A 24,547-nucleotide genomic window follows, 5' to 3' on the forward strand; every position below is an offset into this window, starting at 1 on the left:
CCTAACCTGTTTATTCAACGACCTTCGGCACCAGGAAGAAGTGACCTTCGGTCGCGGGCGCGTTGGCAACGATATCGTCGGCGATCCCGCCGTCGTCGACCACGTCCTGCCGCTTCTTCATCTGCATCGGGGTGACCGAGGTCATCGGCTCCACGCCCTCGACATTGACCTCCGAGAGCTGCTCGACGAAAGCGAGCATGGCGTTGAGCTCGCCCTGCAGATGCGGAACCTCGCCCTCGGAAACCGCAATGCGCGCCAGATGCGCGATGCGGCGGACGGTAGCGGCGTCGACGGACATTATATAAGGCCTCTTACGGCAAATCCCATGTGCCGTATAGCAGAGGCCGCTTTTGCGCCGCAACCGGCGCTTCCCCCTATCCGGCGAGGGCCTTCATGCGCCCCAGCGCCGATTTGGCCAGGTCCCGGGTCAATTCGGCGGCGGGAAGCTCGCGGCCCAACGCAACGGCCTGCCCTGCCCAGAGATTGGTGAAATCCACCCTGCCCTGCTTTTCGGCAGCCGCCTTCAGCGGCCCCAGCGCCGTCGCGGCGTGGGGAAACGGCGGCGCATCCGGCGAGATCGGGCCGGCCTCGCGCATCAGCCGGTTCTGCACCCCGCGCGCAGGCCGGCCGGTCATGACATTGGTGATGACGGTGGAATCGTCCCGCGCCTCGGCGAGCGCCTTGCGGCCGCCCGCGCTGAGCTTGGATTCCGGGCAGCGCAGATAGGCGCTGCCGATCTGCACGCCGGCGGCACCGAGCGCGAAGGCCGCGGCAATGCCGCGTCCGTCGGCGATGCCGCCCGCCGCGATCACCGGCACCTTCACGGCATCGACGACCTGCGGCACCAGCGCGAAGGTGCCGGGCTGCTCGGCGATCTTGTCGGTCAGGAACATGCCGCGATGGCCGCCCGCCTCGGCACCTTGCGCGATCACGGCATCGACGCCGCGCTCTTCCAGCCAGACCGCTTCCTTCACCGTCGTCGCGGACGAGATGACGCGGCAGCCCGCCGCCTTGACGCGCCTCAGCAGCGCTTGCTCCGGCAGGCCGAAATGGAAGCTGACGACCTCTGGCTTCAGCTCCTCGACCACTTCGCAGAACGCTGCATCGAATGGCGCGCGGTTCGCAGCCGCGATCGGCGCGGAGGGATCGAGACCGTGCTCGGAATAGTACGCCGCGAGCCGCTGCTTCCACCGCGCCTCGGCTTCGCGCGTCAGATCGACCGGCGTATGGCAGAAGAAGTTCATGTTGACCGGCGCCTTGACGCGCTGGCGAATGAGACCAACCTGCTCGCGCGCCTTCTCCGGCGAGATCATCGCACACGGCAGCGACCCCAGCGCCCCGCCCTGCGCAGCCGCAATCGCCAGCTCCGCATCCATCACGCCCGCCATCGGCGCCAGCACGATCGGGAATTCGGTCTTGAACAGATCGATCAGTCGACGGTCAGGCCACATGGTTGTTCTCTCGTTCTTTCTTACCTTCCCCTGGAGGGGGAGGGTCGGTTCGCATATAGCGAAGCGAAATGCGAAGCGGGGTGGGGTGATCTCTCAACACGGGTACCGCCTCAATGGAGAGACTGTCACCCCACCCCGCTCGCGCTTCGCGCGATCGACCCTCCCTCTCCAGGGGAGGGTAGAAGTCTACGCCACTGCCACCGCCGAGTTTCTCCGCCCGGCGATCAACTGCTCCGCCTCCGCCGCAATCCGCTCGACGATCTCCGCCGCCGGTGGGATATCATGAATCAACCCAACCGCCTCGCCGGCGATCACGGCCGCGACATCGAAATTGCCCGCCGCCCTTGCTGCCGCATACTCGGAAGCGACTGCGGCAACATTCTGCATCAGCTCGACCTCGCGGCCGATCCAGCGCTTGGCATGATCGTTGACCAGGCACCGCCCGGTAAACGGCGCCGGCCAGACATTGTTGCGGGAGAGATCGAAGAGGATGCCGCGCACGGTCGAACCGGAGTTCGCCGCGCAGATGCGGCGCTTGGCCTCCTCCGCACCGTCGGCCTCCTGGCTGGCATAGAAGCGCGTGCCGAGCAGCACGCCGCTCGCGCCCAGCATCATCATGGCCGCGAGGCCGCGCCCATCCGCGATGCCGCCAGCCGCCACCACTGGAACGCGCCCCGCGACGAGATCGACGATGGCGGGCACGAGATCGACAGTGGTGCGCGAAGCGCCATGACCGCCCGCCTCCGTGCCTTGCGCAATCAGGATGTCAGCACCGGCATCGAGCGCCTGCCGCGCCATCGCTTCGTCCTGCACCTGGCAAATCAGGCGCGCGCCGGCGGACTTGATCTTGGGCGCGAACGGCGCGGGATCGCCGAACGACAACATGATCGCGTCTGGTTTTGCAGCGAGCGCGACATCGAGAAGCTCGGGCCGCTTGGCGAGGCTCCAGGTGATGAAGCCGATCCCGAACGGTGCACTGAGGTCGGCGAGCTTCGTCGTCTCCTGCTCGAGCCAGACCCGCTCGCCATAGCCGCCGCCAAGAATGCCGAACCCGCCGGCGCGGCTCACTGCCGCGACCAGACGGCTGCCGGCAATGACATCCATCGGCGCCAGCAGGATCGGATGCTCGATCCCCAGCAGCGTGGTCAGCGACGTCGTGATCGGCATGGCTCCTCCCCTGATCTGGACAGCGAGACTAGGCGCGACTAGCATTCTCGAAAAATGAATTGTTGTGAATGCTGCCATCTCAAAAGCGAAACGACGCCATGGAACTCAGCGATATCAAGACCTTCGCCGCCGTCGCCCGCACCGGCGGCATCACCCGCGCCGCCGAGGAGCTCAACACCGTGCAGTCGAATGTCACCCAGCGCGTGAAGGCGCTGGAGGCGGAGATCGGCACGCCGCTTTTCGAGCGGCACTCGCGCGGCATGACTCTGACCGGCGCCGGCAAGCGCCTCCTCCCCTATGCGCAAAAGATGGCGGCGCTGTCGCGCGAAGCCTTGCTCGCCGCGCGCGACGATGGCGAGCCGAAAGGACCGCTCGCGATCGGATCGATGGAGACCACGGCAGCCGTGCGATTGCCGCCGCTGCTCGCCGATTTCCACCGGCGCTTCCCTGCGGTGCGCCTTTCCTTACGCACGGCGCCGACCGCCGACCTCGTCGCGAGCGTACTCGATGGAACGCTCGACGGCGCCTTCGTCGCCGGACCCATCGCGCATGACGACCTCACCGCGACGAGCGCGTTCCGCGAAGAGCTGGTGCTGGTCAGCGCGCGCCGCTGGGCGTCGCTCGCCGAGCTGCGCGCCGGCACGCCGGAGTCGGGTCCGACCGCGCTGGTGTTCCGCACCGGCTGCACCTATCGCCAGCGGCTCGAACAGATCTTCGTCGAATTCGGTTGGCCGTCGGCGGCGCGCTTCGAGCTCGGCACGCTCGACGGCATGATCGGCTGCGTCGCCGCCGACATGGGCGTGACGCTGCTGCCGCGCGCCGTCGTGGAACGCAGCGCGATGAACGGCGTTGTCGCCGTCCACACGATGAGCCCGTCACATGCACGTGTCGAAACACTCTTCATCCAGCGCCGCGCCGGACATCAATACAGCGCGCTGAGCGGTTTTGCCGATTGCCTGAAGAAGGACGAGGACGTCATCGCGGCATGACGGAGCGCCAACGTTCCACGCCACGAAATTCGTCACAAATCCATCGCGTTTGAATCGATCCGCGCTGCGTGCTGCCATCGCAGCGCAGCACTTCGAAAAGCTTTGAAGCCCGCGCTTCTTCTACGTTAGGATGAGTGACTGGCGAGCGCGAAACCATAAACGAAGCCAAACACCGGCAGAAAACATCGGGAGGATTATTGATGCGCAATACGCTCGTGTTGTGCTGCGTCGCTGCGTTGTCGGCGATTTCAGGAACTGCAAGCGCACAGGACTGGACCAAATCGAAATGGGGGCCGAACGACGAGATCGGCGCCGCCAATTACATGACGCCCGAGCTCGTGGTGAAGGCGGCATCGCTGGTGAAGACCGGCAAGACCTACGCCCTCGGCATCCCCGTCACGCCGCAGACGCCCGCCTACCCGCCGCGCACCTTCAAGCTCACCATCGTGCAGCCCGGACAGGCCGGCACCCCGGGTCTCGGTCCGAACAAGGCCACTTACAACGATGACATCCTCGACAGCTGGGTCGGCATCGGCAGTCAGCTCGACGGGCTCGGCCATCTCGGCGTCGAGCACGTCTACTACAACGGCAACAAGCTGGCCGATTTCGCCGATCCCAATGGCTTGAAGAAGCTCGGCATCGAGAAGGTGCCGCCGATGGTCACCCGCGGCGTGCTGCTCGACATGGCCGCCTATTTCAAGACTGACGTGGTGAAGGAAGGCACCGCCTTCAACGTCAAGGAGATCGAGGAAGCCGCCAAGCAGCAGAACGTCGAGATCCGCCAGGGCGATGTCGTCATCTTCCACACCGGCTGGCTCAGCCTGATCGGCAAGGACGACAAGCGCTACTCGGCCGGCGAGCCCGGCCTTGGCGTCGAAGGCGCGAAGTACCTCGCCGGCAAGGGCGTCGTCGCGGTCGGCGCCGACACCTGGGGGCTCGAGGTGTTGCCGTTCGAAGGCAAGACCGTGTTCGAGGTCCACCAGATTCTGCTCGCGATGAACGGGACCTATATCCTCGAGAACATGGACACCGCCGCGCTCGCCCGGGACAAGGGCTACGAATTCCTGTTCGTGCTGGGCCAGCCGCGCTGGACCGGCGCCGTGCAGGCCATGATCAACCCGATCGCGATCCGCTGAGCTGAAAACCGGGCGAGGAGCCGCTTGCCGCGCGGCAGGCCCCTCGCCCGCCCCTGCGTCACCGCGGCCTCACCTGCCACCGCCGCAACGCCACGATGGCCCAGATCGCCTCGACCAGGCCGAACGGCCAGGCGCCTTGCAGGAAGCCATAGGCCGACCCCAGCGCGCAGGACGCCGCGAACAGCAGCACGAACCAGTGGCTGCGATCCTCCAGGGCATAGCAGACCAGCATCGCCGTCACGGCAAACAGGCCGAATAGTGTCAGTGCATCCATGGTTACCAGTTCACCCCGCGGCGCGACGCATGATATGCGCTAAAGCCATGCCCGCTCCTATCCTGCCTCTCATCGATGCTGCAACCCACTGGCCCGCGCGCGGCGCGCTGGTCGGCCTCGATTTGGGCACCAAGACCATCGGTGTTGCCGTATCCGATCCGGACCGGCGGCTTGCGACCGGCGTCGAGACGATCCAGCGCAAGCAGTTCAAGCAGGATGCCGCCAGGCTGCTGGCCATCGCCACCGAGCGCAAGGTGGTCGGCTTCGTGCTGGGCCTGCCCATCAACATGGACGGCAGCGAAGGCCCGCGCGCGCAATCGACCCGCGCCTTCGCGCGAAATCTGGCCGGATTGACCGCGCTGCCCATCGGTCTCTGGGACGAACGTCTTTCGACCGCGGCGGTCGAGCGCGAGCTGATCGGCATGGACGTCAGCCGCGCCAAGCGGGCCGAGGTGATCGACGAGCACGCCGCGATCTTCATCCTGCAAGGCGCACTCGATCGCCTTGCCAATCTTCGCACGAGCCCGGGACCGGACTGATCCATGGCCGTCGTCATCGCGGCGCTGCTGCCGGTCTTCATCCTGATCGTGCTCGGCATCGTGCTGAAGCGCAGCCTGATGCGGCTCGACACGCAATGGCACGGGTTGGAGCAGCTGACCTATTTCGTGTTGTTTCCGATGCTGCTGATCCAGACCCTGGTAAAAGCCGACCTCTCCAAGGTGCCGGTCGCCGGCGTCGGCGGCGCGCTGCTGCTGTCGGCGCTGGCGATGTCGCTGCTCTGCCTCGCATTGCGCCCGGCCCTGTCCCGGCTCGGCATCGACGGCCCCGCCTTCACCTCGATCTTCCAGGGGGCGACGCGCTGGCAGACCTTCGTTGCGCTGTCGATCGCCGCCAATCTGTTCGGCGATGTCGGGCTGGCGCTCGCCTCCGTTGCGATGGTGGCGATCATCCCGCTCGTCAACGTGTTCAGCGTCTCGGTGCTCGCTCGTTACGCATCCCCGGAAAAGCAATCCGGCCGTGCCATCGTCATGACATTGGTGCGCAATCCTTTGATCTGGGCCTGCATTATCGGCCTTACTGTCAATGTCACCCACCTGCCGCTGCCAAGGCTTTGGCATGAGGTTGCAGACGCGCTCGGCAGTTCCTCCCTCGCCATCGGCCTGCTCGTCACAGGCGCGGGATTGCATCTCGAAGGGCTCTTCCGTCCAAGCCTCGGCGCAGCCGTCGGCGTCGTTTTCAAGCTCTTGCTGATGCCCGCGCTCGCGATGGGGCTCGGTCTCTGGTTCGGGCTTTCCGGCAACAGCCTGGCGATCGTGGCGATCTGCTCGGCGGTGCCGACCTCGTCCAGCGCCTATGTCCTCGCCCGCCAGATGGGCGGCGACGCCCCGCTGCTGGCGCAGATCATCACGCTGCAGACGATCTTTGCAGCCATTACGATGCCGATCGCAATCGGGCTGGCGGCCTAGCTCCCCAGCCACATCGTCAGCACCACCGCGGTGAGATTATTCAGCGCATGCAGCACGATCGTGAGCCACAGCGAGCCGGAGCGGTAGCGCATGTAGCCGAACCACAGGCCGATGGCAAAAACTTCGGCGAGGAAGTACATGTCGTACTGCAGATGGACGATTGTCCAGACCAGCGACGACATCAGGATCGCGCCGGGCGCGCGCAGGAAGCTCGCCGACCAGCCACGATAGAGGAAGCCTCGCGCCAGAACCTCTTCCGACATCGGCGCCGCCACCGCGAATGCGGCCAGCAGCAGCAGCGCGGCGCCCTTGTCGCGGCCCGTTTTCAACAGATCGGTCATGAAGCCCGGCGTCGCCTCGCGGCCGAGGGCGCGCGACATCGTCTCCCAGAGCAGCACGATCAGGATGAGGCCGACGGCGCCGAACAGCAGCTGCTTCCAGGACGGCCAATGCAGCGCGAGATAATCGATGAACGAAGCTTTCTTGATGCGAATGGCGAGCCAGACCGCGGCCAGTGTCGCCGGCAAGCCCATGATGACCGAGAGCGCGAGCGTCTGGGGCTCGCGGCCGACGACCTGCAGCGAAGCGAGGTCCATGGGTAGACCACGCTGCGCCGCCAGCAGAAGGACGGCGCCGATCTGCCCCACGAACATCGCAACGAAGATGAAGAGGCCCCACACCGCCGTGCCCCAGAATTTCCAGACGCGGGGCGTCGCCGGCGTCGCGGTCAACGGCGGATGATCGGGATTGAGGGAGTCCATCAGCAGGCTTTCGTTGGAGAGCGCAAACTATCGAGCGATCGTCATGCCCGGGCTTGTCCCGGGCATCCACGTTCTTCTTGCCGCGCAGCAAGACGTGGATGGCCGGGTCAGGTCTGGCCATGACGCTGCGGAGAGACCGTGCCAAGTCACGGCAGCGCCCGCTCCAGCAGCACGCGCACGGCGGCGCTGTCGAGCTCGACCGCGCCGTACATGCTGGCATGGTTCGTCGCGAGGCGGGTCGCGGCAAACAATTCGGCCTGGCGCGGCGACACGCCATTGAGCGCGGCGGTCGCGGCCAGCAATGCCAGCTTCTCGACCGCAAGCCGCGCGACGCGCTCGCCGTCGGCGCGCCGAAACGTCTTGCCGATGAAGCTGGCCGCCTCGCCCGCCCCCGGCAGCCCCTTGGTCTCGGCCGCCAGCGCTTGCAGCACCGCCGTCGCCGCCTCGCCCTCGCGCGAGAGCGCGCGGAGCACGTCGAGGCACATCACGTTGCCCGAGCCCTCCCAGATCGCGTTGACCGGCGACTCCCGATAATGGCGCGCCAGAATGCCGTCCTCGACATAACCGTTGCCGCCGAGGCACTCCATCGCCTCAAACAGGAACGGCGGCGCGCTCTTGCAGGTCCAGTATTTGATCGCGGGCGTGAGCAGCCGCATATAGGCCGCCTCCGCCGCATCGTGCGGCGTGCGGTCGAAGGCACGGCAGAGCCGCATCACCAGCGCCGTGCTCGCCTCCACATGCAGGGCCATGTCCGACAGCACGGCCTGCATCAGGGGCTGATCGGCCAGATGCTTCTGGAACACGCTGCGATGCCGGGCATGGTGCAGCGCATGCGCAAGCCCCGAGCGCATCAGGCCGACGGAGGCGATCGCACAATCCTGTCGCGTCAGCTGCACCATCTGGATGATGGTACGGATGCCCTTGCCCTCCTCGCCGACCCTTTCGGCATAGGCGCCTGTGAATTCGACCTCGGACGAGGCATTGGAGCGGTTGCCGAGCTTGTCCTTCAGCCGCTGGAACTGAATGGCGTTGACCGATCCGTCCGGCGCGAAGCGCGGCATGAAGAAGCAGGTCAGCCCGCCTTCGGCCTGCGCCAGCACCAGGAACGCATCGCACATCGGCGCCGACATGAACCATTTGTGGCCGGTGATGCGATAGCCGTCCGTCTCGCGCACCGCACGCGTCATGTTGGCGCGCACGTCGGTGCCGCCCTGCTTCTCGGTCATGCCCATGCCGAGCGTCATGCCGCGCTTGCCCCACCACGGCGCAAAGCTCGGATCGTAGCTTCTGGTCGACAACACCGGCATCACCCGCGCGAGCAAGTCGGGCTGCATCGCCAGGGCACCGACGGAGGCGCGCGTCATCGTGATCGGGCAGAGATGGCCGGTCTCGACTTGCGCAGCCATGTAGAACTTTGCAGCGCGAATGACCTCAGCGCCATCGCCGGCCGGCTTGCCATCCGCGGTCCAGGTAGAATTGTGCACGCCGGCATGCGCACTGTGCGCCATCAGTTCGTGATAGGCGGGATGAAACTCGACCTGGTCGCGGCGATTGCCCTTGGCATCGAAGCTGCGCAGCTTCGGCGTGTTCTCGTTCGCAAGGCGTCCGCGATCGGCCATCGCCGCCGAGCCCCAATTCCTGCCGAACTCGGAGAGCTCACGCTCCGCCGCTGCGCCGCCATTGGACCTGACCGCCTCGACCAGCGGCCGGTCCACGGCGAAAAGATCGACGTCCTCTAACGGCGGCGACTGGTTGAAGACCTCGTGGGTCGCAAATGTGGGCTGGGTCATTTTGCGTCCTCGGCGCGGAATCAGTTCCGTCGCGGCTGGATCGGCAAATCATAGGCCGCCCCGCCTGCCCCCGGCAGCGAAAAATGCCACCACTCCTTCGAATAGTTCACAAAGCCTTGCCTGGCCATCGCAGCCACCAGCCGCTTGCGCCAGGCGCGCTGCTCCGGAGTGATCGATGGTGCCGCAGTGTGCCCCTTCGGGTCGGTACAGTCGTAGCCTGTGCCCATGTCGACGCTGCCCTCCGGAGCCCGCGCCTCGACCGGCGCCGTGCAATCCGCATAGGTCTTGGCTGGATCATATTTGGCAGAATTGTCCGCCTTCAGATCGACCAGCGTGAGATCGAGCGCCGCACCGGTCGAATGCTGAGAGCGGCTCGCAATGTAGCCGAGGCGGAACAGCTCGGTCTTCGGGATCTTCGGATTGTGGCGCCGCTCCGCAGCCGTCTCGCGACCGTTCTGCGACCACTTGACCATGTCGAGCGAGGCCCGTGCCGGCCGGTAGCAGTCGAACATCTTGAGCGAGAGATTTTGCGCCGCCAGCTCCTGCTGCACCGCCTTCAGCCGCAGCCCCACCTCGCGCTTCACCACGCATTCGCCTGCTTGGTAGCCGGCGAGCGGACGGCCGACGAAATTGTTCGACGTGGCGTAACGGATATCCTGGATGATGCTGGGATCGATATCGCGCAGATAGACGAAGTCACCGGGCAAGCTCTGCGCCCGCACGGGAACGAGAAACGATAGTGCGAGCAGCACGACAAGCGCGGCGCGCGCCGCGGTTCCGGTCCTTGCGGTCATTGCACTGGATCCGAGTTGACCAGAAGCTTCGTGATCGCGGTGTCCGTATATTTGTTGCCGGCCCAGACATCGTCGATGATGAACTGCATCCAATGGGCCGACACCGGCGGCCGCAATGTCAGCAATTGCGCCGACAGCTTGTCGTCGAGAATGAAGGTCTGCGACTCGCCGCCCGAGAACAGCACGCGGATCTGGCGAACCCTGTTGTTCTTGGCGAAGATGTCGGAGCTTTTCTGGTAGCCATTCTGCACGTGGATCGACTTGACCCGCCGCACGGTTTCGAACTCGATGGTGATCCATTCGCCGACGCCGTTGCCGGATGCGCCCTCCACCCAAGCCGTCCCCGTCGAGGCGTCGAACAAATTCGCTGCGCCGTATGAATTGCCGAATTGCGGCTTCAGCATCGAGCTGACGCAATAGGTCTCGAAGCCGCTGCGGGCGCAGCTTTCGCCTGCCGCGGAGGGACGCGGCGGACGCATGGTGGCGCGCTCCGCGACCGCAGGCCTTGCCGGCGGCTTCGCCAGCATGCCCGCCACTTTCGGCGCCCCGTTCGACGATTCCGCATTCCAGAGAAAGATGCGCCCGCCGAGCGTCTGGTCGTAATAGGCGGGCGTCTGCTCGTGCGGTGCTGCTTGTCCCCCGGCATCCGTCGCCGTCAGCGCCAGCGCCGCCACGCGCTCGCGCACCTCGACCGCGAGGTCGCCGAGATGCAGCTCGGGCCGCCTCAACTGCTCGACGAATATCCGCGTGAACACCGAATTGTGCGCCGTATCGTTGCCGCCGAGCTGGTCGAGCGCGGTCTGGCCGATGCCTGCGGAATAGAGCGTAAAGATCCCGCGCGCGGGCCGGGCGTCAGCAAGCCCCCGCGTGTTCCCGATCGAACGTCCCGCGGCGCGTGGAAACGGATTGTCACGGCAGGCATCGATGACGACGAAGGCGACCCGCACTGCCTTGGCCTGAAGCTCCGCAATCATATCGGGCTCGGCGATCGAGGCCCCGCGCACCCGCGCCTCGGCGCCCTCGTTCACGGTGGGAACGTCGCTCGGCACGAGGTAGTTCACGCCTGCGATCGCAACGCCGTGTCCGGCATAGAACACGGCGGCGGTATCGCCCGGCTCGAGCCGCGACGTGAAAACCGCAAGCCGGTCGACCATGCCCTGGCGGCCAAGATTGGTCCCGAGCACGATGTCGAACCCGAGCGACCTCAGCGCGTCGGCCACGGTCGTTGCGTCATTGGCGGCCTTCTTCAATTGCCGGTCGGCCGGCAGGTTCGGATAGAGATCGTTGCCGATCACGAGTGCGACGCGTTTTTCGGCCCAAGCCGGTGTCGCAAGGCCAGCCATGCACGCGGTCGCGAGCGCAGCAACATTGCGCGCCAGTCGATTAAAATACCGCGTGCCCGTCATGATCCAGCCCGTGACGCAACCAATGTTGCGAGTCTAGCGCAAAGCCGCTGCCCCGAACACCGGCTGGCGGCGCCGCCTCCGCCGCAAAGCGCCGTGGATAAGTCCGGCGGCGGGATTTGAAGCTTGCTCCCCCCGCCGTCCGCCCCTATAGCTCTGCTTTTAATGACATCGAAATCGACCTTCGTCCTCGGCCACCGGCATTTGCTGGGCATCGAGGGCCTTTCCGCGGCCGACATCAGCGGCCTCCTCGACCTGTCCGAAGAATATGTCGAGCTCAACCGCCAGGTTGACAAGAAGCGCACCGTCCTGCGCGGACGGACGCAGGTGAACCTGTTCTTCGAGGCCTCCACCCGGACCCAGTCCTCGTTCGAGCTTGCGGGAAAGCGGCTGGGCGCCGACGTCATGAACATGTCGGTCGCCTCCTCGTCCATCAAGAAGGGCGAGACACTGATCGACACCGCGATGACGCTCAATGCGATGCACCCGGACATCCTGGTGATGCGCCATCACGCCTCCGGCGCGGTGGAACTGCTGGCCCGCAAGGTCGACGGTTCCGTGATCAATGCCGGCGACGGCGCGCACGAGCATCCGACCCAGGCGCTGCTCGACGCGCTCACCATCCGCCGCAACAAGGGTCGGATCGAGGGGCTCGTGGTCGCGATCTGCGGCGACGTGATGCATTCGCGCGTCGCCCGCTCCAACATCATCCTGCTCAACACCATGGGCGCCCGCGTCCGCGTCGTCGGGCCCTCCACGCTGCTGCCGCCGGGCATCGAGCGGATGGGCGTCGAGGTCGCGCGCGACATGCGCGAGGGTCTCAACGGCGCCGACATCGTCATGATGCTGCGGCTGCAGCGCGAGCGCATGAACGGCTCCTTCGTGCCCTCGTCGAGCGAATACTTCCACTATTTCGGGCTCGACCAGAAGAAGCTCGCCTACGCCAAGCCGGACGCGCTCGTGATGCATCCCGGCCCCATGAACCGCGGCGTCGAAATCGACACGGCGGTCGCCGACGGTGCGCAATCCCTGATCCGCGAACAGGTGGAGATGGGCGTCGCCGTACGCATGGCGGTGCTGGAAGCGCTCGCCCGTAACCTGCCGAACGCGTGATGCCGATGTTGACCGATCGCCGTCCCATCCTGCTGGCCAATGCCCGCGTCGTCGATCCCTCCAGGGATTTCGACGGAATCGGCGACGTCCTGATCGCCGACGGCAGCATTCGCGAGACCCGCCGCGGCATTGGCGCTGCCGGCGTCCCCGAGGGCACCGACATCGTCAATTGCTCCGGCAAGATCGTCGCACCCGGCCTGATCGACATGCGCGCCTTCGTCGGCGAGCCCGGCTTCAGCCACCGCGAGACCTTTGCCACCGCGAGCCAGGCGGCCGCGACCGGCGGCATCACCACCATCATCTGCCAGCCCGACACCTCGCCGGTGATCGACAATTCGGCAACGGTCGACTTCGTGATGCGCCGCGCCCGCGACACCGCGATCGTCAACATCCAGCCGATGGCCGCCCTCACCAAGGGCATGCACGGTCAGGAGATGACCGAGTTCGGCCTGCTCAAAGCCGCTGGCGCCGTCGCCTTCAGCGATGGCGCCAGAAGCGTGACCAATGCGCAGGTGATGCGCCGCGCGCTGACCTATGCGCGCGATTTCGACGCGCTGATCGTGCATTACACCGAAGACCCCGATCTCGTCGGCGAAGGCGTAATGAACGAGGGCGAGTTCGCCTCGCGGCTCGGCCTGATGGGCATCCCGAATGCCGCCGAAGCCGTGATGCTGGAGCGCGATCTGCGCCTCGTCGCCCTCACCGGCGGCCGCTACCACGCGGCGTCGCTGACCTGCATCGATTCCCTCGACATCCTTCAGCGCGCGCGCGATGCCGGGCTCGCCGTCAGCGCCTCGGTCTCGATCAATCATCTGGCGCTGAACGAAAACGACATCGGTCCTTACCGTTCGTTCCTGAAGCTGTCGCCGCCGTTGCGCACTGAGGACGACCGCCGCGCCCTGGTGGCGGCAATCGGCTCCGGTCTGCTCGATGTCATCATGTCCGACCACAATCCGCAGGACGTCGAGGGCAAGCGCCTGCCGTTCGCGGAAGCCGCGCCCGGCGCCGTCGGGCTCGAGACCATGCTGCCGGCCGGCCTGCGGCTGGTGCACAATGGCGAGATCGAGCTGAAGACGCTGATCCGCGCGATGTCGACCCGCCCGGCCGAGCTGCTCGGCCTGTCGGGCGGAACCCTGCGCGCCGGCAGCCCCGCGGATGTCATCGTGATCGACCCCGACGTGCCCTGGGTGGTCGATCCCGCCGACCTCAAGTCGCCCTGCAAGAACACCCCGTTCGACGAGGCCCGCTTTACAGGCCGGGTGGTGCGCACCATTGTCAGCGGACGAACGGTATATGAGCATGTCTGACGTGCGGCTTCGTTCGACGTGGAGAATGGGCCTTTGGAGATGCCGCCATGGCACTTGAACCGTTTCTGCCGGTGGCTTTCGTCATCGGCTATCTCCTCGGCTCGATTCCGTTCGGGCTGATCCTGACCAGGCTCGCGGGCACCCAGGATATCCGCTCGATCGGCTCCGGCAGCATCGGCGCCACCAATGTGCTGCGCACCGGACGCAAGAGCCTCGCCGCGGGCACCCTGCTGTTCGACGCGCTCAAGGGCACCGCGGCGGTGATGATCGCCGGCTACATCGCAGGCCCCTATGCCGCAATGGTAGCCGGGCTCGGCGCTTTCCTCGGCCACCTCTTCCCGGTCTGGCTGAAGTTCAAAGGCGGCAAGGGCGTCGCGGTCTATATCGGCATCCTGCTCGGGCTGTTCTGGCCGGGCGCCGTCGTGTTCTGCCTGCTCTGGCTGGCGACCGCCTTCACCACCCGCTATTCCTCGCTCTCGGCGCTGGTGGCGGCGTTCATCACGCCGATGTTCCTGTGGTGGTTCGGTCATCTCGCATTGTCGGCACTCGCCGCCGTGCTGACCCTGCTATTGTTCTACGCGCATCGCGAGAACATCAAGCGCCTGCAAGCGGGCAAGGAAAGCCGGATCGGCGAGAAGGCGTAAGAAGCGCTTTCGGACGAAGTGGACGCCGGTTCGCGTCAAGAAGACGCGTCAACAAGAACCTGAAGTCGGAAGAAGTACGGATACCGCCACACGCCTTCCGCATTATATGCCAAATCCTGTTCGCAATTGCCGTGCGAGTACAGCAGGCTGTAGCGAACGAGTTCCATGCCTGTCATCCTGACACGGGAAACGGCGTTAGGCGGTTGCTCAGAATGAGCGAGAAGATTGTCGGCGTGAATGACGGGATCGGCTCGCTCGGTGCTTCCGGCACTGCAGCAAGCCGGCTGCTCTCGGCGACCAATATCTGGTCCGACGCGCCGCTGCCCGCGCCTGCCCCTGCTGCACGGCCCGCGCCGCAGCCGGAGCCCGCCGTTAAACCTGACGCTCCGCTGGACATCGTCGTCGCCAAGGCTGCACCGGTCGCGCCCGCGCGGGCGCGTTCCGAGCAATGGCCGCCGCGAAAGCTTTCGCTGGCGCTGCAGGGCGGCGGCACCTTTGCGGCCTTCACCTGGGGCGTGCTGGAGCGCCTGCTCGAAGAGACTGATATCGAGATCGACACCATCAGCGGCGCCAGCGCCGGCGCCATCAATGCGCTGCTGCTCGCTTGCGGCCTGGCCGAAGGCGGCCGCGAAGGCGCCCGGTCGCGGCTGAACCGGTTCTGGGTCCGGCTGATGCACGAGGCCTCGTTCCGCTCACTGATGCTGATCGGCGGCTTCTCGCCGGCGGGAAGCTCGGTCGCGTTCGGCCCGACCCTGCGCTCCGGCCAGTTCGATCCGTTCGACCTCGATCCGCTGCGGCAGGCGGTCTCCCGCGACATCAACTTTTCCGTCCTGCGCCATGCGCGCTGCCCGAAGCTGCTGATCGCGGCGACGCGGATCCGCGACGGGCAGCAGCAGATTTTCGGCAACGAGGCCATCACCGCCGACGTCGCGCTGGCCTCGACCTGCCCACCCCTCGTTCATTGCGCCGTCGAGATCGACGGCGAGGCCTATTGGGACGGCGGCTTCGGCGGCAATCCGCCGCTGCTGCGCCTGGTGCAGGACAGTGCGGCAACGGATCTGCTGCTGGTCCAGGTCACGCCGACGCGCGACAGCTATGTGCCGATCACGCTCGCCGCGATCGACCGCCGGCTCGACCAGATCGCGGCCAACGCCGCGCTCAATGTCGAGATCGCCGCGATCGAATGGGCGCAGTCGCACATGGCCTCTCCGCTGCGGCTCACCAGGATCGCGGCGGAAGACTCCGTTGACGGCCTGGCGCAGCGCTCATCCACCGATCTCGGCCGCGGCTTCATTCGCCTGCTGCACCGGAGCGGTCGCGAGGCCGCGGAGCAATGGCTCGGGCAAGGCGCGGGAGCCGGCGCAGCGCCCGCTCAGGCCCTCGCTCCTTCCGAACCTGTGCTAGCCTGATTTCGCCAGCGCATCCTCCAGGAACCAAGCCGCCGCGAGCGCGAGCGGATCGTTGCCGAAGCGTGAGATCACCTGCACGCCAACTGGCAGGCCGCCGACCTTAAGCACCGGCACGTTGACGCAAGGATTGCCCATCAGCGTCCACAGCCGGTTGTAGCGGGGATCGCCGGTGCTCGCGAGCTCCTTGGCTGGCGCGGTGCCGGGCGCGGAATAGGTCAGCAGCACGTCGAAGCCTTCGAACAATTCACTGAGCTCGCGGCGGCCGCGACGGCTGATGCGGCGCGCCTCGTCATAGTCTTTCGGCGTCAGCCCGACCGTCGCATCGAGACTGGCGCGCAGCATCGGCGCGATCTCGTCGTGACGTTCCGAAAATTCCCAGGCGAGCGCGCGATGCGCCTCATAATCCTGGATGATCGGATGGATGCGCCAGGCCTCCTTCACCGCCTCGGGCAGATCGATGGTCTGCACGCTGGCACCGGCGCGCATCGCCGCCTTGATCGCAGCCTGCAGCCCCTCTTCGGCGGCCGGCTCCACGGCGCCTGCGAAATCCTGCCTGACCACGCCGATGCGCGGCGACTTGGCCGGTGTGATACCGGAGAATTCCGTGCGCCCCGTCATCGCCAGGAGACCGCGCGCAAGATCCTCCGCCCGGGCGCCGAACAGGCCGACCGTGTCGAGCGCCCACGAATAGCACTTCACGCCGACAGTCGGCAGCATCCGGAACGACGGCTTGATCGCAGCCGTCCCGCAATAGGCGGCGGGCCGGATCACCGAGCCGCCGGTCTGTGTGCCCAGCGCCAGCGGGATCATGCCGGCGCCGACGGCTGCCGCCGAGCCCGAGGACGAGCCGCCGGGCGAATGCGCCGTATTGTGCGGATTGCGCGTCGGCGTCGGATCGCGCGAGGCGAACGCGGTCGTGGTGGTCTTGCCGATGATGGTGGCCCCCGCCCGCTTCAGCATCATCACAACCGGTGCATCAGCGCGCGGCTGCCAGCCACGATAGATCTCCGAGCCCATCTCGGTCGGCATGTCAGCGGTGTCGATGATGTCCTTGATGCCGACGGCAATGCCGCGCAGCGGGCCCGCGGCTTGCGCCCTCGCGGATTTGTCGTGCCGGACGAAAGCCTGGACGTCCTTCTCCTTGGCCTCGATCGCCGCTTGCGACTGGGCGATGGCGTCATCGGGCGAAAGCTCCCCCGCTTCGATGCGGCGCTGGAGGTCGGCGAGTGAGATCATGGCAACATCCCTCTTATTGGGATCGCTTTTAGCATCGCAGCGAGGTCGCGCAAGCGCACGTCCCTGTTGCGCAACGCCCTCAGGTTGTTCCATGTTGTCGCTGCAAGGAGACGCCGTGGACGCCATCAATCCGAGTGTTGAGCTGACCGAGGCCGAGCGGATCGACCGCCTGCGGCTGATCCGTTCCGACAATGTCGGGCCGCGCACCTTCCGCTCGCTGGTCGATCATTTCGGCAGCCCGCGCGCCGCGTTGGAGCGGCTGCCTGATCTCGCGCGCCGCGGCGGCGCGGCGCGATCGGGGCGCATCTGCAGCGCGGATGAAGCGAAGGCCGAGCTCGCCGCGAGCCGCAAGTTCGGCATCGCCTGGCGTGCGCCCGGCGAGGACGGCTATCCGGCGCGGCTGGCGATGATCGACGATGCGCCGCCGCTGCTCGCCGTGCGCGGCGACACCAAAGCCTTGATGCGGCCGATGATCGCGATCGTCGGCTCGCGCAACGCCTCCGGCGCCGGCCTGAAATTCGCCGGCCAGCTCGCGCGTGAGCTCGGCGAAGCCGGCTTCCTTGTCATCTCGGGCCTCGCCCGCGGCGTCGACCAGGCCGCACATCGCACCAGCGTCGAGAGCGGCACGATCGCCGTGCTCGCCGGCGGCCATGACTGCATCTATCCACCCGAGCATGGCGACCTGCTCGCCGCGATCCTCGACCATTCGGGCGCGGCGATTTCCGAGATGCCGCTCGGGCACGAGCCGCGCGCCCGCGACTTTCCCCGTCGCAACCGGCTGATCTCGGGCGCTTCGCTCGGCGTCGTCGTGGTGGAGGCGGCGCACCGCTCGGGCTCGCTGATCACGGCACGTATGGCGGCCGAACAGGGCCGCGAGGTGTTTGCTGTCCCGGGCTCACCGCTCGATCCGCGCGCCGCCGGCACCAACGACCTGATCAAGCAGGGCGCAACGCTCGTCACCGAAGCAGCCGACATCATCAATGCAGTCCAGCCGATCATGGAGCGGCCGCTGATGCATCCCGCGGGCGAGCCCGACAGCGAGCCGTTCGAGAGCGATCCGCAAAGCCATGATCGCGACCAGATCACCGCCCTGCTCGGCCCGGCCCCTGTTACAATCGACGACCTCGTCCGGATGTCCGGCGCCTCGCCTGCGATCGTGCGCACCGTGCTGCTGGAGCTCGAGCTCGCCGGCAAGCTCGAACGCCACGGCGGCGGATTGGTGTCGCTGGTTTAGCCTCCCCAGGTGTCATTCCGGGGCGCGACGAAGTCGCGAGCCCGGAATCCATTCATCCACTTGATCTGTGGCCAAATGGATTCCGGGCTCCCTCGCTTCGCTCAGGCCCCGGAATGACGGGATGAACTATCGAGGCGCAACGCTAGCCGTCGTTGCGCTGGTCGAACTTCGTGCGCGCGGCCTCGATCTGATCCAGATGGTCCTTCGCCCATTTGCCGAGCGCCTCGACGGGGCGCGACAGGCCGCGGCCGAGATCGGTCAGCTCATAGTCCACCCGCGGCGGGATGGTCGGAAAGATCGTGCGCGTAACGAGGCCGTCGCGCTCGAGGCCACGCAGCGTCAGGGTCAACATCCGCTGCGAGATGCCGTTGATCATGCGCTTGAGCTCGTTGAAGCGCTTCGGCCCGTCGCTCAGCATCATGATGACGAACACGCTCCATTTGTCGCCGACGCGGGACAGCACGGAGGCGACCCCACGGCAGTCCGCATGGTTGGGATCCGGCATGGGCATGGGATCCGGCCTTGGATCCGGCGTCGGATTTGGCCGCGGCGGAACAGGCAATTCGATGTTCGCAGGTTTCAATGATGTGCCCATGGCTCAAAAAAGTGCGTTCTTGCGGGGATTTCGATAGTCACACATGTAGCGCTGGTTACAAACTTATACCAGGGTGACAACATGAAACTCCTGCATATCGACTCCAGCGTGCTCGGCCCCCACTCCGTCAGCCGGCAGGTGTCCGCCGCCATCGTCGACCGGCTCCGGCAGGCGACGCCCTCGCTTCAAGTCGTCTATCGCGACCTGACCGAGACCCCGCTTGCCCACCTCTCCGGCTCGCACCTCGCCGCCGCGCAAGGCGCCGCTGCGCCGGCGGAGCTCGCACCCGACCTTGCCGCAAGCGCCGCGGCGCTGGAGGAATTCCTGTCCGCCGACATCGTCGTGATCGGCGCGCCCATGTACAATTTCACCATTCCGACCCAGCTCAAGGCCTGGATCGACCGCATCCTGGTGGTGGGAAAGACTTTTAAGTACGGCGCGGCTGGGCCGGAGGGGCTGGCCGGCGGCAAGCGCGTGATCGTGGCGGTCTCGCGTGGCGGCTATTATGGCGCCGAGACGCCCTACGCGGCCGGCGAGCATCTCGAAACCTATCTGCGCTGGGTGTTCGGCTTCATCGGGATCACCAACGTCGAGTTCATCCCCGCCGACGGCATTCAGGTCGGGCCGGAGCACCGCGAGAAAGCGATCGCCGGCGCGCTCCAGTCGGCAACAAGCCTGCGCGCGGCCTAGCCCTCGCCGCGGCGAACGCGTCGGGCGCAACGCGAATGTTGCGCCCGAGCGGCTTCGCTTGATTTGATCAGCCGCGATAGATCGGCGCGCCGCTCGGCGAGGCCATCGCGCCGCCGTCGACGAAGATTTCCTGGCCCTGCACATGCGCGGAATCGTCGGAGGCGAGGAACAGCACCGTCTTCGCCACGTGCTCCGTTTCACCGAGGCGGCCGAGCGGCGTCGACAGCGCAATCCGCTTCTCGAACGCCTTCTCGGCTTCCGGCGTCGCGATTGCGGGCCCCCAGATCGGGGTGCGGATCGCGCCGGGCGCGACGACGTTGACGCGGATGCCGCGCGGCGACAGTTCTGAAGCCATGATCCGCGCCATCGCCCGCACGCCGGCCTTCGCCGCGCCATAGGCCGAGTAGCCGGGAATGCCGAGCACCGAGATCACCGAGCCATTAAGGATGATCGAGGCGTTGTCGTTGAGATGGGGCAGCGCGGATTGAACGGTGAAGAACACACCGGTCAGATTGGTGCTGATCACCTTCTCGAACACCTCTAGGGTCGCCGATCCCAGCGGCGTGCCGCCGGCGATGCCGGCATTGGCGAACACGATATCGAACTTGCCGAACTTCTCCGCGCCCTGCTTGATCGCAGCTTCCGTCGCCGCGATATCCGTCGCGTCGGCTGGCAGCGCGAGCGCGTTTGGCCCGAGCTCCTTCGCGGCCGCCGCCAGCGTCTCCTTGTTGCGCCCGGTGATCACCACCTTGGCGCCCTCGGCCACGAACAGTTTTGCCGTTGCCAGCCCGATGCCGCTATTGCCGCCGGTGATCAGGGCCGTCTTGTCCTTCAGTCTCACGCTCGCCTCCAGTAGTTGCATTATGAAACTAAGTTGCCATCTAGGCCGTTTAGTTTTATGATGCAACCACACAAGCGCGTGATCGGCGGAACGCGGGAAGGACGACGATGGTGAAACGGACGAGCTTTGCCGGCGATGCCTGCCCGATCGCGCGGTCGCTGGACGCGCTCGGCGACTGGTGGTCGCTCCTGATCATCCGCGAAGCGCTGTTCGGTGTCCGCCGCTTCGGCGAGTTTCAGAGCAAGCTCGGCATGGCCAAGAACATCCTGGCGGTACGGCTGCGATCGCTGGTCGACCACGGCATTCTGGAAACCGCCCCCGCCTCGGACGGCAGCGCTTATCAGGAATATGTGCTGACGCCGAAGGGCCGCGGCACCTTCCCAATCCTGGTCGCGCTGCGCCAGTGGAGCGAGGAATTCGACGATCGCCCCGAGGAGATTGCGACCATCCTGGTCGACCGCGAAAAGGGCCGTCCGGTGAAGAAGCTGGAAATGCACGCCGAGGATGGCCGACTGCTCAGCCCGGCCGACACCACGCTAAAGCCTCGGCCGGCGCCGCGACGAAGGTCGGCCGAAGCAAGCCAGCGAAGCTGAGCTTCGCTAGCATCCGACCAGGCTGGCCCTGCGGACGGTTTTCAGGCGGTTTCCGCGTTGATGCCGCCCGAACCTGACGTCGTAGCTCAGGTCATAAACACAGCCGACCTTCATGGCGGCGAAATCTGCATTCCGCTCGATCATGTAATGACCGGAAGGCTCTGTATTGAGATAGACACGGCCGGGCTCAGCCCAGGCTTGATCGACGCCGCGATAGATCACCCGGTCGGTCGAGCCGGTGGCCGCAAACCAGAGGATCAACCCTCCGATCAAGGCCGCCATGATGACGAGGCTACGAACATCGTTGCGGAGCTTGTCCGCCAGGGTCGAGAGATTGGACGCGTTATTCACGCTTGGTTGGTCGCGGATCGAGCGCGGCAGTTCAATCCGTCCAGCCTGTCACGACAGCTTGCGCTTGGTCCGTAGCCGCAGGTGCTCGTCGGCCTCGAGCTTGGTCATGCCCAAGAGATAATGCAGCACGTCCAGCTTGTGGCGCTCGGCCAGCTTGCGCAAAGCGCCGGCCTGCTCGGCGATGAACGCCACGGCTTCGTCCGCGCCGCCCTCCCCCGGTTCCTCGTTGCGCGAGCCCCCCGGCGCGCCTGATCCGGCGCGCGCCCGTTTCTTTCCTGGCCTAGTCACCAGACCCCACCCGAATCCATGCCCCGACAGGACATTACGCCCACATCAACCGCAACTCCAAGGTGGTAATTTGCAACTTTCTCGATATGAAACTTTTCCCATTCTGGCAGCCCTCAACACCCCACGATTTGACAGGGGCCCGCTCACCACCCATGTTCGGGTCGAAACGGCCGACCCGAATCCTTTCGTTTTCGGCCCAAGATTTTCCCGTAAGCCACTGGAACTAAATGAATATCGTCATTGTGGAGTCGCCGGCGAAAGCCAAGACGATCAACAAGTATCTGGGCTCGTCCTATGAGGTTCTGGCCTCGTTCGGCCATGTCCGCGATCTCCCGGCGAAGAACGGTTCCGTCGATCCCGACGCCAATTTCAAGATGATCTGGGAGGTCGACCCCAAGGCGGCCGGCCGGCTCAATGAGATCGCGAAGTCGCTGAAGGGCGCTGACCGCCTGATTCTCGCCACCGACCCCGATCGCGAGGGCGAAGCCATCTCCTGGCACGTGCTGGAGGTGATGAAGGAGAAGCGCGCGCTGAAGGATCAGAAGATCGAGCGCGTGGTGTTCAACGCCATCACCAAGCAGGCGGTCTCGGAGGCGATGAAGCATCCGCGCCAGATCGACGGCGCGCTGGTCGACGCCTATATGGCGCGCCGCGCCCTCGACTATCTGGTCGGCTTCACCCTCTCCCCCGTGCTGTGGCGCAAGCTGCCGGGCGCCCGCTCGGCCGGCCGCGTGCAGTCGGTGGCACTGCGCCTCGTCTGCGACCGCGAGCTCGAGATCGAGAAGTTCGTCCCGCGCGAATATTGGTCGCTGATCGCAACCCTGCTCACCCCGAGGGGCGATGCCTTCGAGGCCCGCCTCGTCGGCGCCGACGGCAAGAAGATCCAGCGGCTCGATATCGGCACCGGCGCGGAAGCCGAAGACTTCAAGAAAGCGCTGGAGGCGGCGACTTACGCCGTCACCGCGGTCGACGCCAAGCCGGCCCGGCGCAATCCGCAGGCGCCCTTCACCACCTCGACGCTGCAGCAGGAAGCCAGCCGCAAATACGGCTTCGCGCCGGCGCACACCATGCGCATCGCCCAGCGTCTCTACGAGGGCATCGACATCGGCGGCGAGACCACCGGACTCATTACTTATATGCGGACCGACGGCGTGCAGATCGCCCCCGAGGCGATCACCCAGGCGCGCAAGGTGATCGGCGAGGATTACGGCAACGCCTACGTGCCGGACAGCCCGCGCCAGTACCAGGCCAAGGCCAAGAACGCCCAGGAAGCGCACGAAGCGATCCGCCCGACCGACCTCTCCCGCCGCCCCGACAGCATGAGCCGCAAGCTCGATGCCGATCAGGCCAGGCTGTACGAATTGATCTGGAAGCGCACCATCGCGAGCCAGATGGAATCGGCCGAGCTCGAGCGCACCACCGTCGACATCACGGCGAAGGCAGGCTCGCGCACGCTGGAGCTGCGCGCCACCGGTCAGGTCGTGAAGTTCGACGGTTTCCTCGCGCTCTACCAGGAAGGCCGCGACGACGAGGAGGACGAGGATTCCCGCCGCCTGCCCGCGATGAGCCCGAACGACGCCCTGAAGCGGCAGAGCCTGTCCGTCACCCAGCATTTCACCGAGCCGCCGCCGCGCTTCTCCGAGGCTTCGCTGGTCAAGCGCATGGAAGAGCTCGGCATCGGCCGGCCCTCGACCTATGCCTCGATCCTGCAGGTGCTGAAGGACCGCGGCTACGTCAAGCTGGAGAAGAAGCGCCTGCACGGCGAGGACAAGGGTCGCGTGGTGGTCGCCTTCCTCGAAAGCTTCTTTGCCCGCTACGTCGAGTACGACTTTACGGCAAGCCTCGAAGAGCAGCTCGACCGCATCTCCAACAACGAGATCTCCTGGCAGCAGGTGCTGAAGGATTTCTGGACCGGCTTCATCGGCGCCGTCGACGAAATCAAGGAGCTGCGCGTCGCCCAGGTGCTCGACGTGCTCGACGACATGCTGGGCCAGCACATCTATCCGCCCCGCGCCGATGGCGGCGATATCAGGCAGTGCCCGAACTGCGGCACCGGGCGTCTCAATCTCAAGGCCGGCAAGTTCGGCGCCTTCGTCGGCTGCTCGAACTATCCGGAATGCCGCTACACCCGCCAGCTCGCCGCCGATGGCGAGGCGACGGCTGACCGCTCGCTCGGCCAGGATCCCGACACGGGTCGCGATGTCTGGGTCAAGGCCGGCCGCTTCGGCCCCTATATCCAGCTCGGCGAGCAGAAGGATTACGAGGAAGGCGAGAAGCCGAAGCGCGCGGGCATTCCGAAGGGCACCTCGCCCAGCGACGTCGATCTCGAGCTCGCGCTGAAACTGCTGTCGCTGCCGCGCGAGATCGGCAAGCATCCGGAGACCGGCCAGCCGATCACCGCGGGCCTCGGCCGCTTCGGACCGTTCGTGAAGCACGAGAAGACCTATGCGAGCTTAGAGGCCGGCGACGAGGTATTCGACATCGGCCTCAATCGTGCGGTGACGCTGATCGCGGAGAAGGTTGCCAAGGGCCCGAGCCGCCGCTTCGGCGCCGATCCCGGCAAGGCGCTCGGCGATCATCCGACGCTTGGCACCGTCACCGTGAAGAGCGGCCGTTACGGCGCCTATGTCACCGCGGGCGGCGTCAACGCGACCATCCCGGCCGAGTTCGAGAAGGACACCATCACGCTGCCGCAGGCGATCGCGCTGATCGACGAGCGCGCCGCCAAGGGTGGCGGCAAGGGCGGCGGCAAGGCCAAGAAGGCGGCCAAGCCGGCCAAGGCCAAGAAAACCGTAGAGAAAGCGTCAGAGAAGGCTGCGGACGGCGAGGACGCCGCACCGAAGCCGAAGAAGCCGGCTGCGAAGAAAGCCGCGGCCAAATCCAAATCCGAATCCACCAGCAAGGCGCGCGCCGCCGTGCCGTCGACCGCAAAGACGTCGCCGACCAAGGCAGCCGCCACCAAGGCTCCCGCCAAGAAGAGTGCCGGCAAGACCTGAGATCAAGAATTAGAGGTTA

The 24,547-nt window shown here is 66.1% G+C and carries 25 protein-coding genes; 12 read left to right on the top strand and 13 right to left on the bottom strand.

Translation table 11 applies throughout. The features are described from left to right. Window positions 1–10 precede the first annotated feature (10 nt). The 3 genes from gatC to I6F17_RS28935 form a co-directional block, all read right to left on the bottom strand. Window positions 11–298 carry an Asp-tRNA(Asn)/Glu-tRNA(Gln) amidotransferase subunit GatC gene (gatC, locus tag I6F17_RS28925; RefSeq protein ID WP_036025530.1) on the bottom strand — a complete coding sequence of 96 codons (288 nt, stop codon included), beginning with the start codon at window positions 296–298 and terminating at the stop codon, window positions 11–13. 76 nt (window positions 299–374) lie between these two features. After that, entirely contained in the window at window positions 375–1,451 is a 1,077-nt protein-coding gene (locus I6F17_RS28930) for a nitronate monooxygenase family protein (protein ID WP_225131588.1), read from the bottom strand. Between the two features lie 186 nt (window positions 1,452–1,637). Then, window positions 1,638–2,663, bottom strand: coding sequence for a nitronate monooxygenase (locus I6F17_RS28935; protein WP_225131586.1), 1,026 nt, complete (start codon window positions 2,661–2,663; stop codon window positions 1,638–1,640). A 53-nt stretch (window positions 2,664–2,716) separates the two neighbouring features. On the opposite strand from I6F17_RS28935, the gene I6F17_RS28940 reads away from it, so the two are divergent. Both I6F17_RS28940 and I6F17_RS28945 read left to right on the top strand, forming a co-directional pair. Further along, window positions 2,717–3,607 carry a LysR family transcriptional regulator gene (locus tag I6F17_RS28940; protein WP_225131584.1) on the top strand — a complete coding sequence of 297 codons (891 nt, stop codon included), beginning with the start codon at window positions 2,717–2,719 and terminating at the stop codon, window positions 3,605–3,607. A gap of 200 nt (window positions 3,608–3,807) precedes the next feature. After that, window positions 3,808–4,743, top strand: coding sequence for a cyclase family protein (locus I6F17_RS28945; RefSeq protein WP_036039244.1), 936 nt, complete (start codon window positions 3,808–3,810; stop codon window positions 4,741–4,743). A gap of 58 nt (window positions 4,744–4,801) precedes the next feature. Here I6F17_RS28945 and I6F17_RS28950 read toward each other — a convergent pair whose 3' ends face one another. After that, window positions 4,802–5,017, bottom strand: a complete 216-nt coding sequence (locus I6F17_RS28950; RefSeq protein WP_036039246.1) for a hypothetical protein — start codon at window positions 5,015–5,017, stop codon at window positions 4,802–4,804. 47 nt (window positions 5,018–5,064) lie between these two features. Here I6F17_RS28950 and ruvX point away from each other — a divergent pair, with 47 nt between their 5' ends. Both ruvX and I6F17_RS28960 read left to right on the top strand, forming a co-directional pair. Further along, window positions 5,065–5,556, top strand: a complete 492-nt coding sequence (gene ruvX, locus I6F17_RS28955) for a Holliday junction resolvase RuvX (RefSeq protein ID WP_036025537.1) — start codon at window positions 5,065–5,067, stop codon at window positions 5,554–5,556. 3 nt (window positions 5,557–5,559) lie between these two features. Next, complete coding sequence (locus I6F17_RS28960; RefSeq protein ID WP_225131581.1) at window positions 5,560–6,483, top strand: AEC family transporter; 924 nt, start codon at window positions 5,560–5,562, stop codon at window positions 6,481–6,483. Here the strand turns inward: I6F17_RS28960 and I6F17_RS28965 are convergent. The 4 genes from I6F17_RS28965 to I6F17_RS28980 all read right to left on the bottom strand — a co-directional run bounded on the left by I6F17_RS28965 (window position 6,480) and on the right by I6F17_RS28980 (window position 11,171). Beyond that, window positions 6,480–7,244: a type II CAAX endopeptidase family protein gene (locus I6F17_RS28965; protein ID WP_225131579.1), complete on the bottom strand. Its 765-nt coding sequence runs from the start codon at window positions 7,242–7,244 to the stop codon at window positions 6,480–6,482. The genes I6F17_RS28960 and I6F17_RS28965 overlap by 4 nt on opposite strands. Before the next feature lie 146 nt (window positions 7,245–7,390). After that, window positions 7,391–9,034, bottom strand: coding sequence for an isovaleryl-CoA dehydrogenase (locus I6F17_RS28970; RefSeq protein WP_225131577.1), 1,644 nt, complete (start codon window positions 9,032–9,034; stop codon window positions 7,391–7,393). A 20-nt stretch (window positions 9,035–9,054) separates the two neighbouring features. Next, on the bottom strand, window positions 9,055–9,828 hold the full coding sequence (locus I6F17_RS28975; RefSeq protein ID WP_225131575.1) for a M15 family metallopeptidase: 774 nt from the start codon (window positions 9,826–9,828) through the stop codon (window positions 9,055–9,057). After that, on the bottom strand, window positions 9,825–11,171 hold the full coding sequence (locus I6F17_RS28980) for a caspase family protein (RefSeq protein ID WP_225131574.1): 1,347 nt from the start codon (window positions 11,169–11,171) through the stop codon (window positions 9,825–9,827). The genes I6F17_RS28975 and I6F17_RS28980 overlap by 4 nt, the downstream gene beginning before the upstream one ends. A gap of 225 nt (window positions 11,172–11,396) precedes the next feature. Between I6F17_RS28980 and I6F17_RS28985 the strand changes: the two genes are divergently transcribed. The 4 genes from I6F17_RS28985 to I6F17_RS29000 all read left to right on the top strand — a co-directional run bounded on the left by I6F17_RS28985 (window position 11,397) and on the right by I6F17_RS29000 (window position 15,704). Further along, the gene (locus I6F17_RS28985; RefSeq protein ID WP_036015092.1) at window positions 11,397–12,344 is read left to right on the top strand and encodes an aspartate carbamoyltransferase catalytic subunit; all 948 of its coding nucleotides are present in this window, start codon (window positions 11,397–11,399) and stop codon (window positions 12,342–12,344) included. Further along, window positions 12,344–13,651 (top strand): dihydroorotase, encoded by a 1,308-nt coding sequence (locus tag I6F17_RS28990; RefSeq protein WP_128265308.1) that lies wholly within the window; start codon window positions 12,344–12,346, stop codon window positions 13,649–13,651. The genes I6F17_RS28985 and I6F17_RS28990 overlap by 1 nt, the downstream gene beginning before the upstream one ends. A gap of 47 nt (window positions 13,652–13,698) precedes the next feature. Further along, the gene (gene plsY, locus I6F17_RS28995) at window positions 13,699–14,295 is read left to right on the top strand and encodes a glycerol-3-phosphate 1-O-acyltransferase PlsY (RefSeq protein ID WP_036039270.1); all 597 of its coding nucleotides are present in this window, start codon (window positions 13,699–13,701) and stop codon (window positions 14,293–14,295) included. Window positions 14,296–14,507: 212 nt separating this feature from the next. Continuing rightward, complete coding sequence (locus I6F17_RS29000; protein WP_225131573.1) at window positions 14,508–15,704, top strand: patatin-like phospholipase family protein; 1,197 nt, start codon at window positions 14,508–14,510, stop codon at window positions 15,702–15,704. Here I6F17_RS29000 and I6F17_RS29005 read toward each other — a convergent pair. After that, window positions 15,696–16,940: an amidase gene (locus tag I6F17_RS29005; protein ID WP_225131572.1), complete on the bottom strand. Its 1,245-nt coding sequence runs from the start codon at window positions 16,938–16,940 to the stop codon at window positions 15,696–15,698. The genes I6F17_RS29000 and I6F17_RS29005 overlap by 9 nt on opposite strands. A 91-nt stretch (window positions 16,941–17,031) precedes the next feature. On the opposite strand from I6F17_RS29005, the gene dprA reads away from it, so the two are divergent. Continuing rightward, window positions 17,032–18,174 carry a DNA-processing protein DprA gene (dprA, locus tag I6F17_RS29010; RefSeq protein WP_225131571.1) on the top strand — a complete coding sequence of 381 codons (1,143 nt, stop codon included), beginning with the start codon at window positions 17,032–17,034 and terminating at the stop codon, window positions 18,172–18,174. Window positions 18,175–18,316: 142 nt separating this feature from the next. On the opposite strand, the gene I6F17_RS29015 is transcribed toward dprA, so the two are convergent. Beyond that, a complete protein-coding gene (locus I6F17_RS29015) occupies window positions 18,317–18,769 on the bottom strand; it encodes a helix-turn-helix domain-containing protein (RefSeq protein WP_225131570.1) in 453 nt (150 codons plus the stop codon). A gap of 81 nt (window positions 18,770–18,850) precedes the next feature. Here I6F17_RS29015 and I6F17_RS29020 point away from each other — a divergent pair, with 81 nt between their 5' ends. Beyond that, window positions 18,851–19,459 carry an NAD(P)H-dependent oxidoreductase gene (locus tag I6F17_RS29020; RefSeq protein WP_225131569.1) on the top strand — a complete coding sequence of 203 codons (609 nt, stop codon included), beginning with the start codon at window positions 18,851–18,853 and terminating at the stop codon, window positions 19,457–19,459. A 67-nt stretch (window positions 19,460–19,526) separates the two neighbouring features. Here the strand turns inward: I6F17_RS29020 and I6F17_RS29025 are convergent, their stop codons facing one another. Continuing rightward, a complete protein-coding gene (locus I6F17_RS29025; protein ID WP_225131568.1) occupies window positions 19,527–20,300 on the bottom strand; it encodes an SDR family oxidoreductase in 774 nt (257 codons plus the stop codon). A gap of 107 nt (window positions 20,301–20,407) precedes the next feature. Here I6F17_RS29025 and I6F17_RS29030 point away from each other — a divergent pair, with 107 nt between their 5' ends. Next, on the top strand, window positions 20,408–20,893 hold the full coding sequence (locus I6F17_RS29030) for a helix-turn-helix domain-containing protein (protein ID WP_225131567.1): 486 nt from the start codon (window positions 20,408–20,410) through the stop codon (window positions 20,891–20,893). 6 nt (window positions 20,894–20,899) lie between these two features. Here I6F17_RS29030 and I6F17_RS29035 read toward each other — a convergent pair whose 3' ends face one another. Next, window positions 20,900–21,244: a hypothetical protein gene (locus I6F17_RS29035; protein WP_225131566.1), complete on the bottom strand. Its 345-nt coding sequence runs from the start codon at window positions 21,242–21,244 to the stop codon at window positions 20,900–20,902. A gap of 48 nt (window positions 21,245–21,292) precedes the next feature. Then, window positions 21,293–21,532, bottom strand: a complete 240-nt coding sequence (locus tag I6F17_RS29040) for a hypothetical protein (RefSeq protein WP_225190456.1) — start codon at window positions 21,530–21,532, stop codon at window positions 21,293–21,295. Between the two features lie 227 nt (window positions 21,533–21,759). Between I6F17_RS29040 and topA the strand changes: the two genes are divergently transcribed. After that, a complete protein-coding gene (gene topA / locus I6F17_RS29045) occupies window positions 21,760–24,528 on the top strand; it encodes a type I DNA topoisomerase (protein WP_225130012.1) in 2,769 nt (922 codons plus the stop codon). The last annotated feature ends 19 nt before the right edge of the window (window positions 24,529–24,547 follow it).

Source organism: Bradyrhizobium sp. NBAIM18, assembly GCF_020193825.1.
GTDB classification, from domain to species: Bacteria; Pseudomonadota; Alphaproteobacteria; order Rhizobiales; family Xanthobacteraceae; genus Bradyrhizobium; species Bradyrhizobium yuanmingense.

Excerpts from the sequence above, each read along its gene's own strand:
- gatC (WP_036025530.1), bottom strand. The coding sequence starts at position 298 with ATGTCCGTCGACGCCGCTACCGTCCGCCGCATCGCGCATCTGGCGCGC.
- I6F17_RS28930 (WP_225131588.1), bottom strand. The coding sequence starts at position 1,451 with ATGTGGCCTGACCGTCGACTGATCGATCTGTTCAAGACCGAATTCCCG.
- I6F17_RS28935 (WP_225131586.1), bottom strand. The coding sequence starts at position 2,663 with ATGCTAGTCGCGCCTAGTCTCGCTGTCCAGATCAGGGGAGGAGCCATG.
- I6F17_RS28940 (WP_225131584.1), top strand. The coding sequence starts at position 2,717 with ATGGAACTCAGCGATATCAAGACCTTCGCCGCCGTCGCCCGCACCGGC.
- I6F17_RS28945 (WP_036039244.1), top strand. The coding sequence starts at position 3,808 with ATGCGCAATACGCTCGTGTTGTGCTGCGTCGCTGCGTTGTCGGCGATT.
- I6F17_RS28950 (WP_036039246.1), bottom strand. The coding sequence starts at position 5,017 with ATGGATGCACTGACACTATTCGGCCTGTTTGCCGTGACGGCGATGCTG.
- ruvX (WP_036025537.1), top strand. The coding sequence starts at position 5,065 with ATGCCCGCTCCTATCCTGCCTCTCATCGATGCTGCAACCCACTGGCCC.
- I6F17_RS28960 (WP_225131581.1), top strand. The coding sequence starts at position 5,560 with ATGGCCGTCGTCATCGCGGCGCTGCTGCCGGTCTTCATCCTGATCGTG.
- I6F17_RS28965 (WP_225131579.1), bottom strand. The coding sequence starts at position 7,244 with ATGGACTCCCTCAATCCCGATCATCCGCCGTTGACCGCGACGCCGGCG.
- I6F17_RS28970 (WP_225131577.1), bottom strand. The coding sequence starts at position 9,034 with ATGACCCAGCCCACATTTGCGACCCACGAGGTCTTCAACCAGTCGCCG.
- I6F17_RS28975 (WP_225131575.1), bottom strand. The coding sequence starts at position 9,828 with ATGACCGCAAGGACCGGAACCGCGGCGCGCGCCGCGCTTGTCGTGCTG.
- I6F17_RS28980 (WP_225131574.1), bottom strand. The coding sequence starts at position 11,171 with ATGGCTGGCCTTGCGACACCGGCTTGGGCCGAAAAACGCGTCGCACTC.
- I6F17_RS28985 (WP_036015092.1), top strand. The coding sequence starts at position 11,397 with ATGACATCGAAATCGACCTTCGTCCTCGGCCACCGGCATTTGCTGGGC.
- I6F17_RS28990 (WP_128265308.1), top strand. The coding sequence starts at position 12,344 with ATGCCGATGTTGACCGATCGCCGTCCCATCCTGCTGGCCAATGCCCGC.
- plsY (WP_036039270.1), top strand. The coding sequence starts at position 13,699 with ATGGCACTTGAACCGTTTCTGCCGGTGGCTTTCGTCATCGGCTATCTC.
- I6F17_RS29000 (WP_225131573.1), top strand. The coding sequence starts at position 14,508 with ATGAGCGAGAAGATTGTCGGCGTGAATGACGGGATCGGCTCGCTCGGT.
- I6F17_RS29005 (WP_225131572.1), bottom strand. The coding sequence starts at position 16,940 with ATGATCTCACTCGCCGACCTCCAGCGCCGCATCGAAGCGGGGGAGCTT.
- dprA (WP_225131571.1), top strand. The coding sequence starts at position 17,032 with ATGTTGTCGCTGCAAGGAGACGCCGTGGACGCCATCAATCCGAGTGTT.
- I6F17_RS29015 (WP_225131570.1), bottom strand. The coding sequence starts at position 18,769 with ATGGGCACATCATTGAAACCTGCGAACATCGAATTGCCTGTTCCGCCG.
- I6F17_RS29020 (WP_225131569.1), top strand. The coding sequence starts at position 18,851 with ATGAAACTCCTGCATATCGACTCCAGCGTGCTCGGCCCCCACTCCGTC.
- I6F17_RS29030 (WP_225131567.1), top strand. The coding sequence starts at position 20,408 with ATGGTGAAACGGACGAGCTTTGCCGGCGATGCCTGCCCGATCGCGCGG.
- topA (WP_225130012.1), top strand. The coding sequence starts at position 21,760 with ATGAATATCGTCATTGTGGAGTCGCCGGCGAAAGCCAAGACGATCAAC.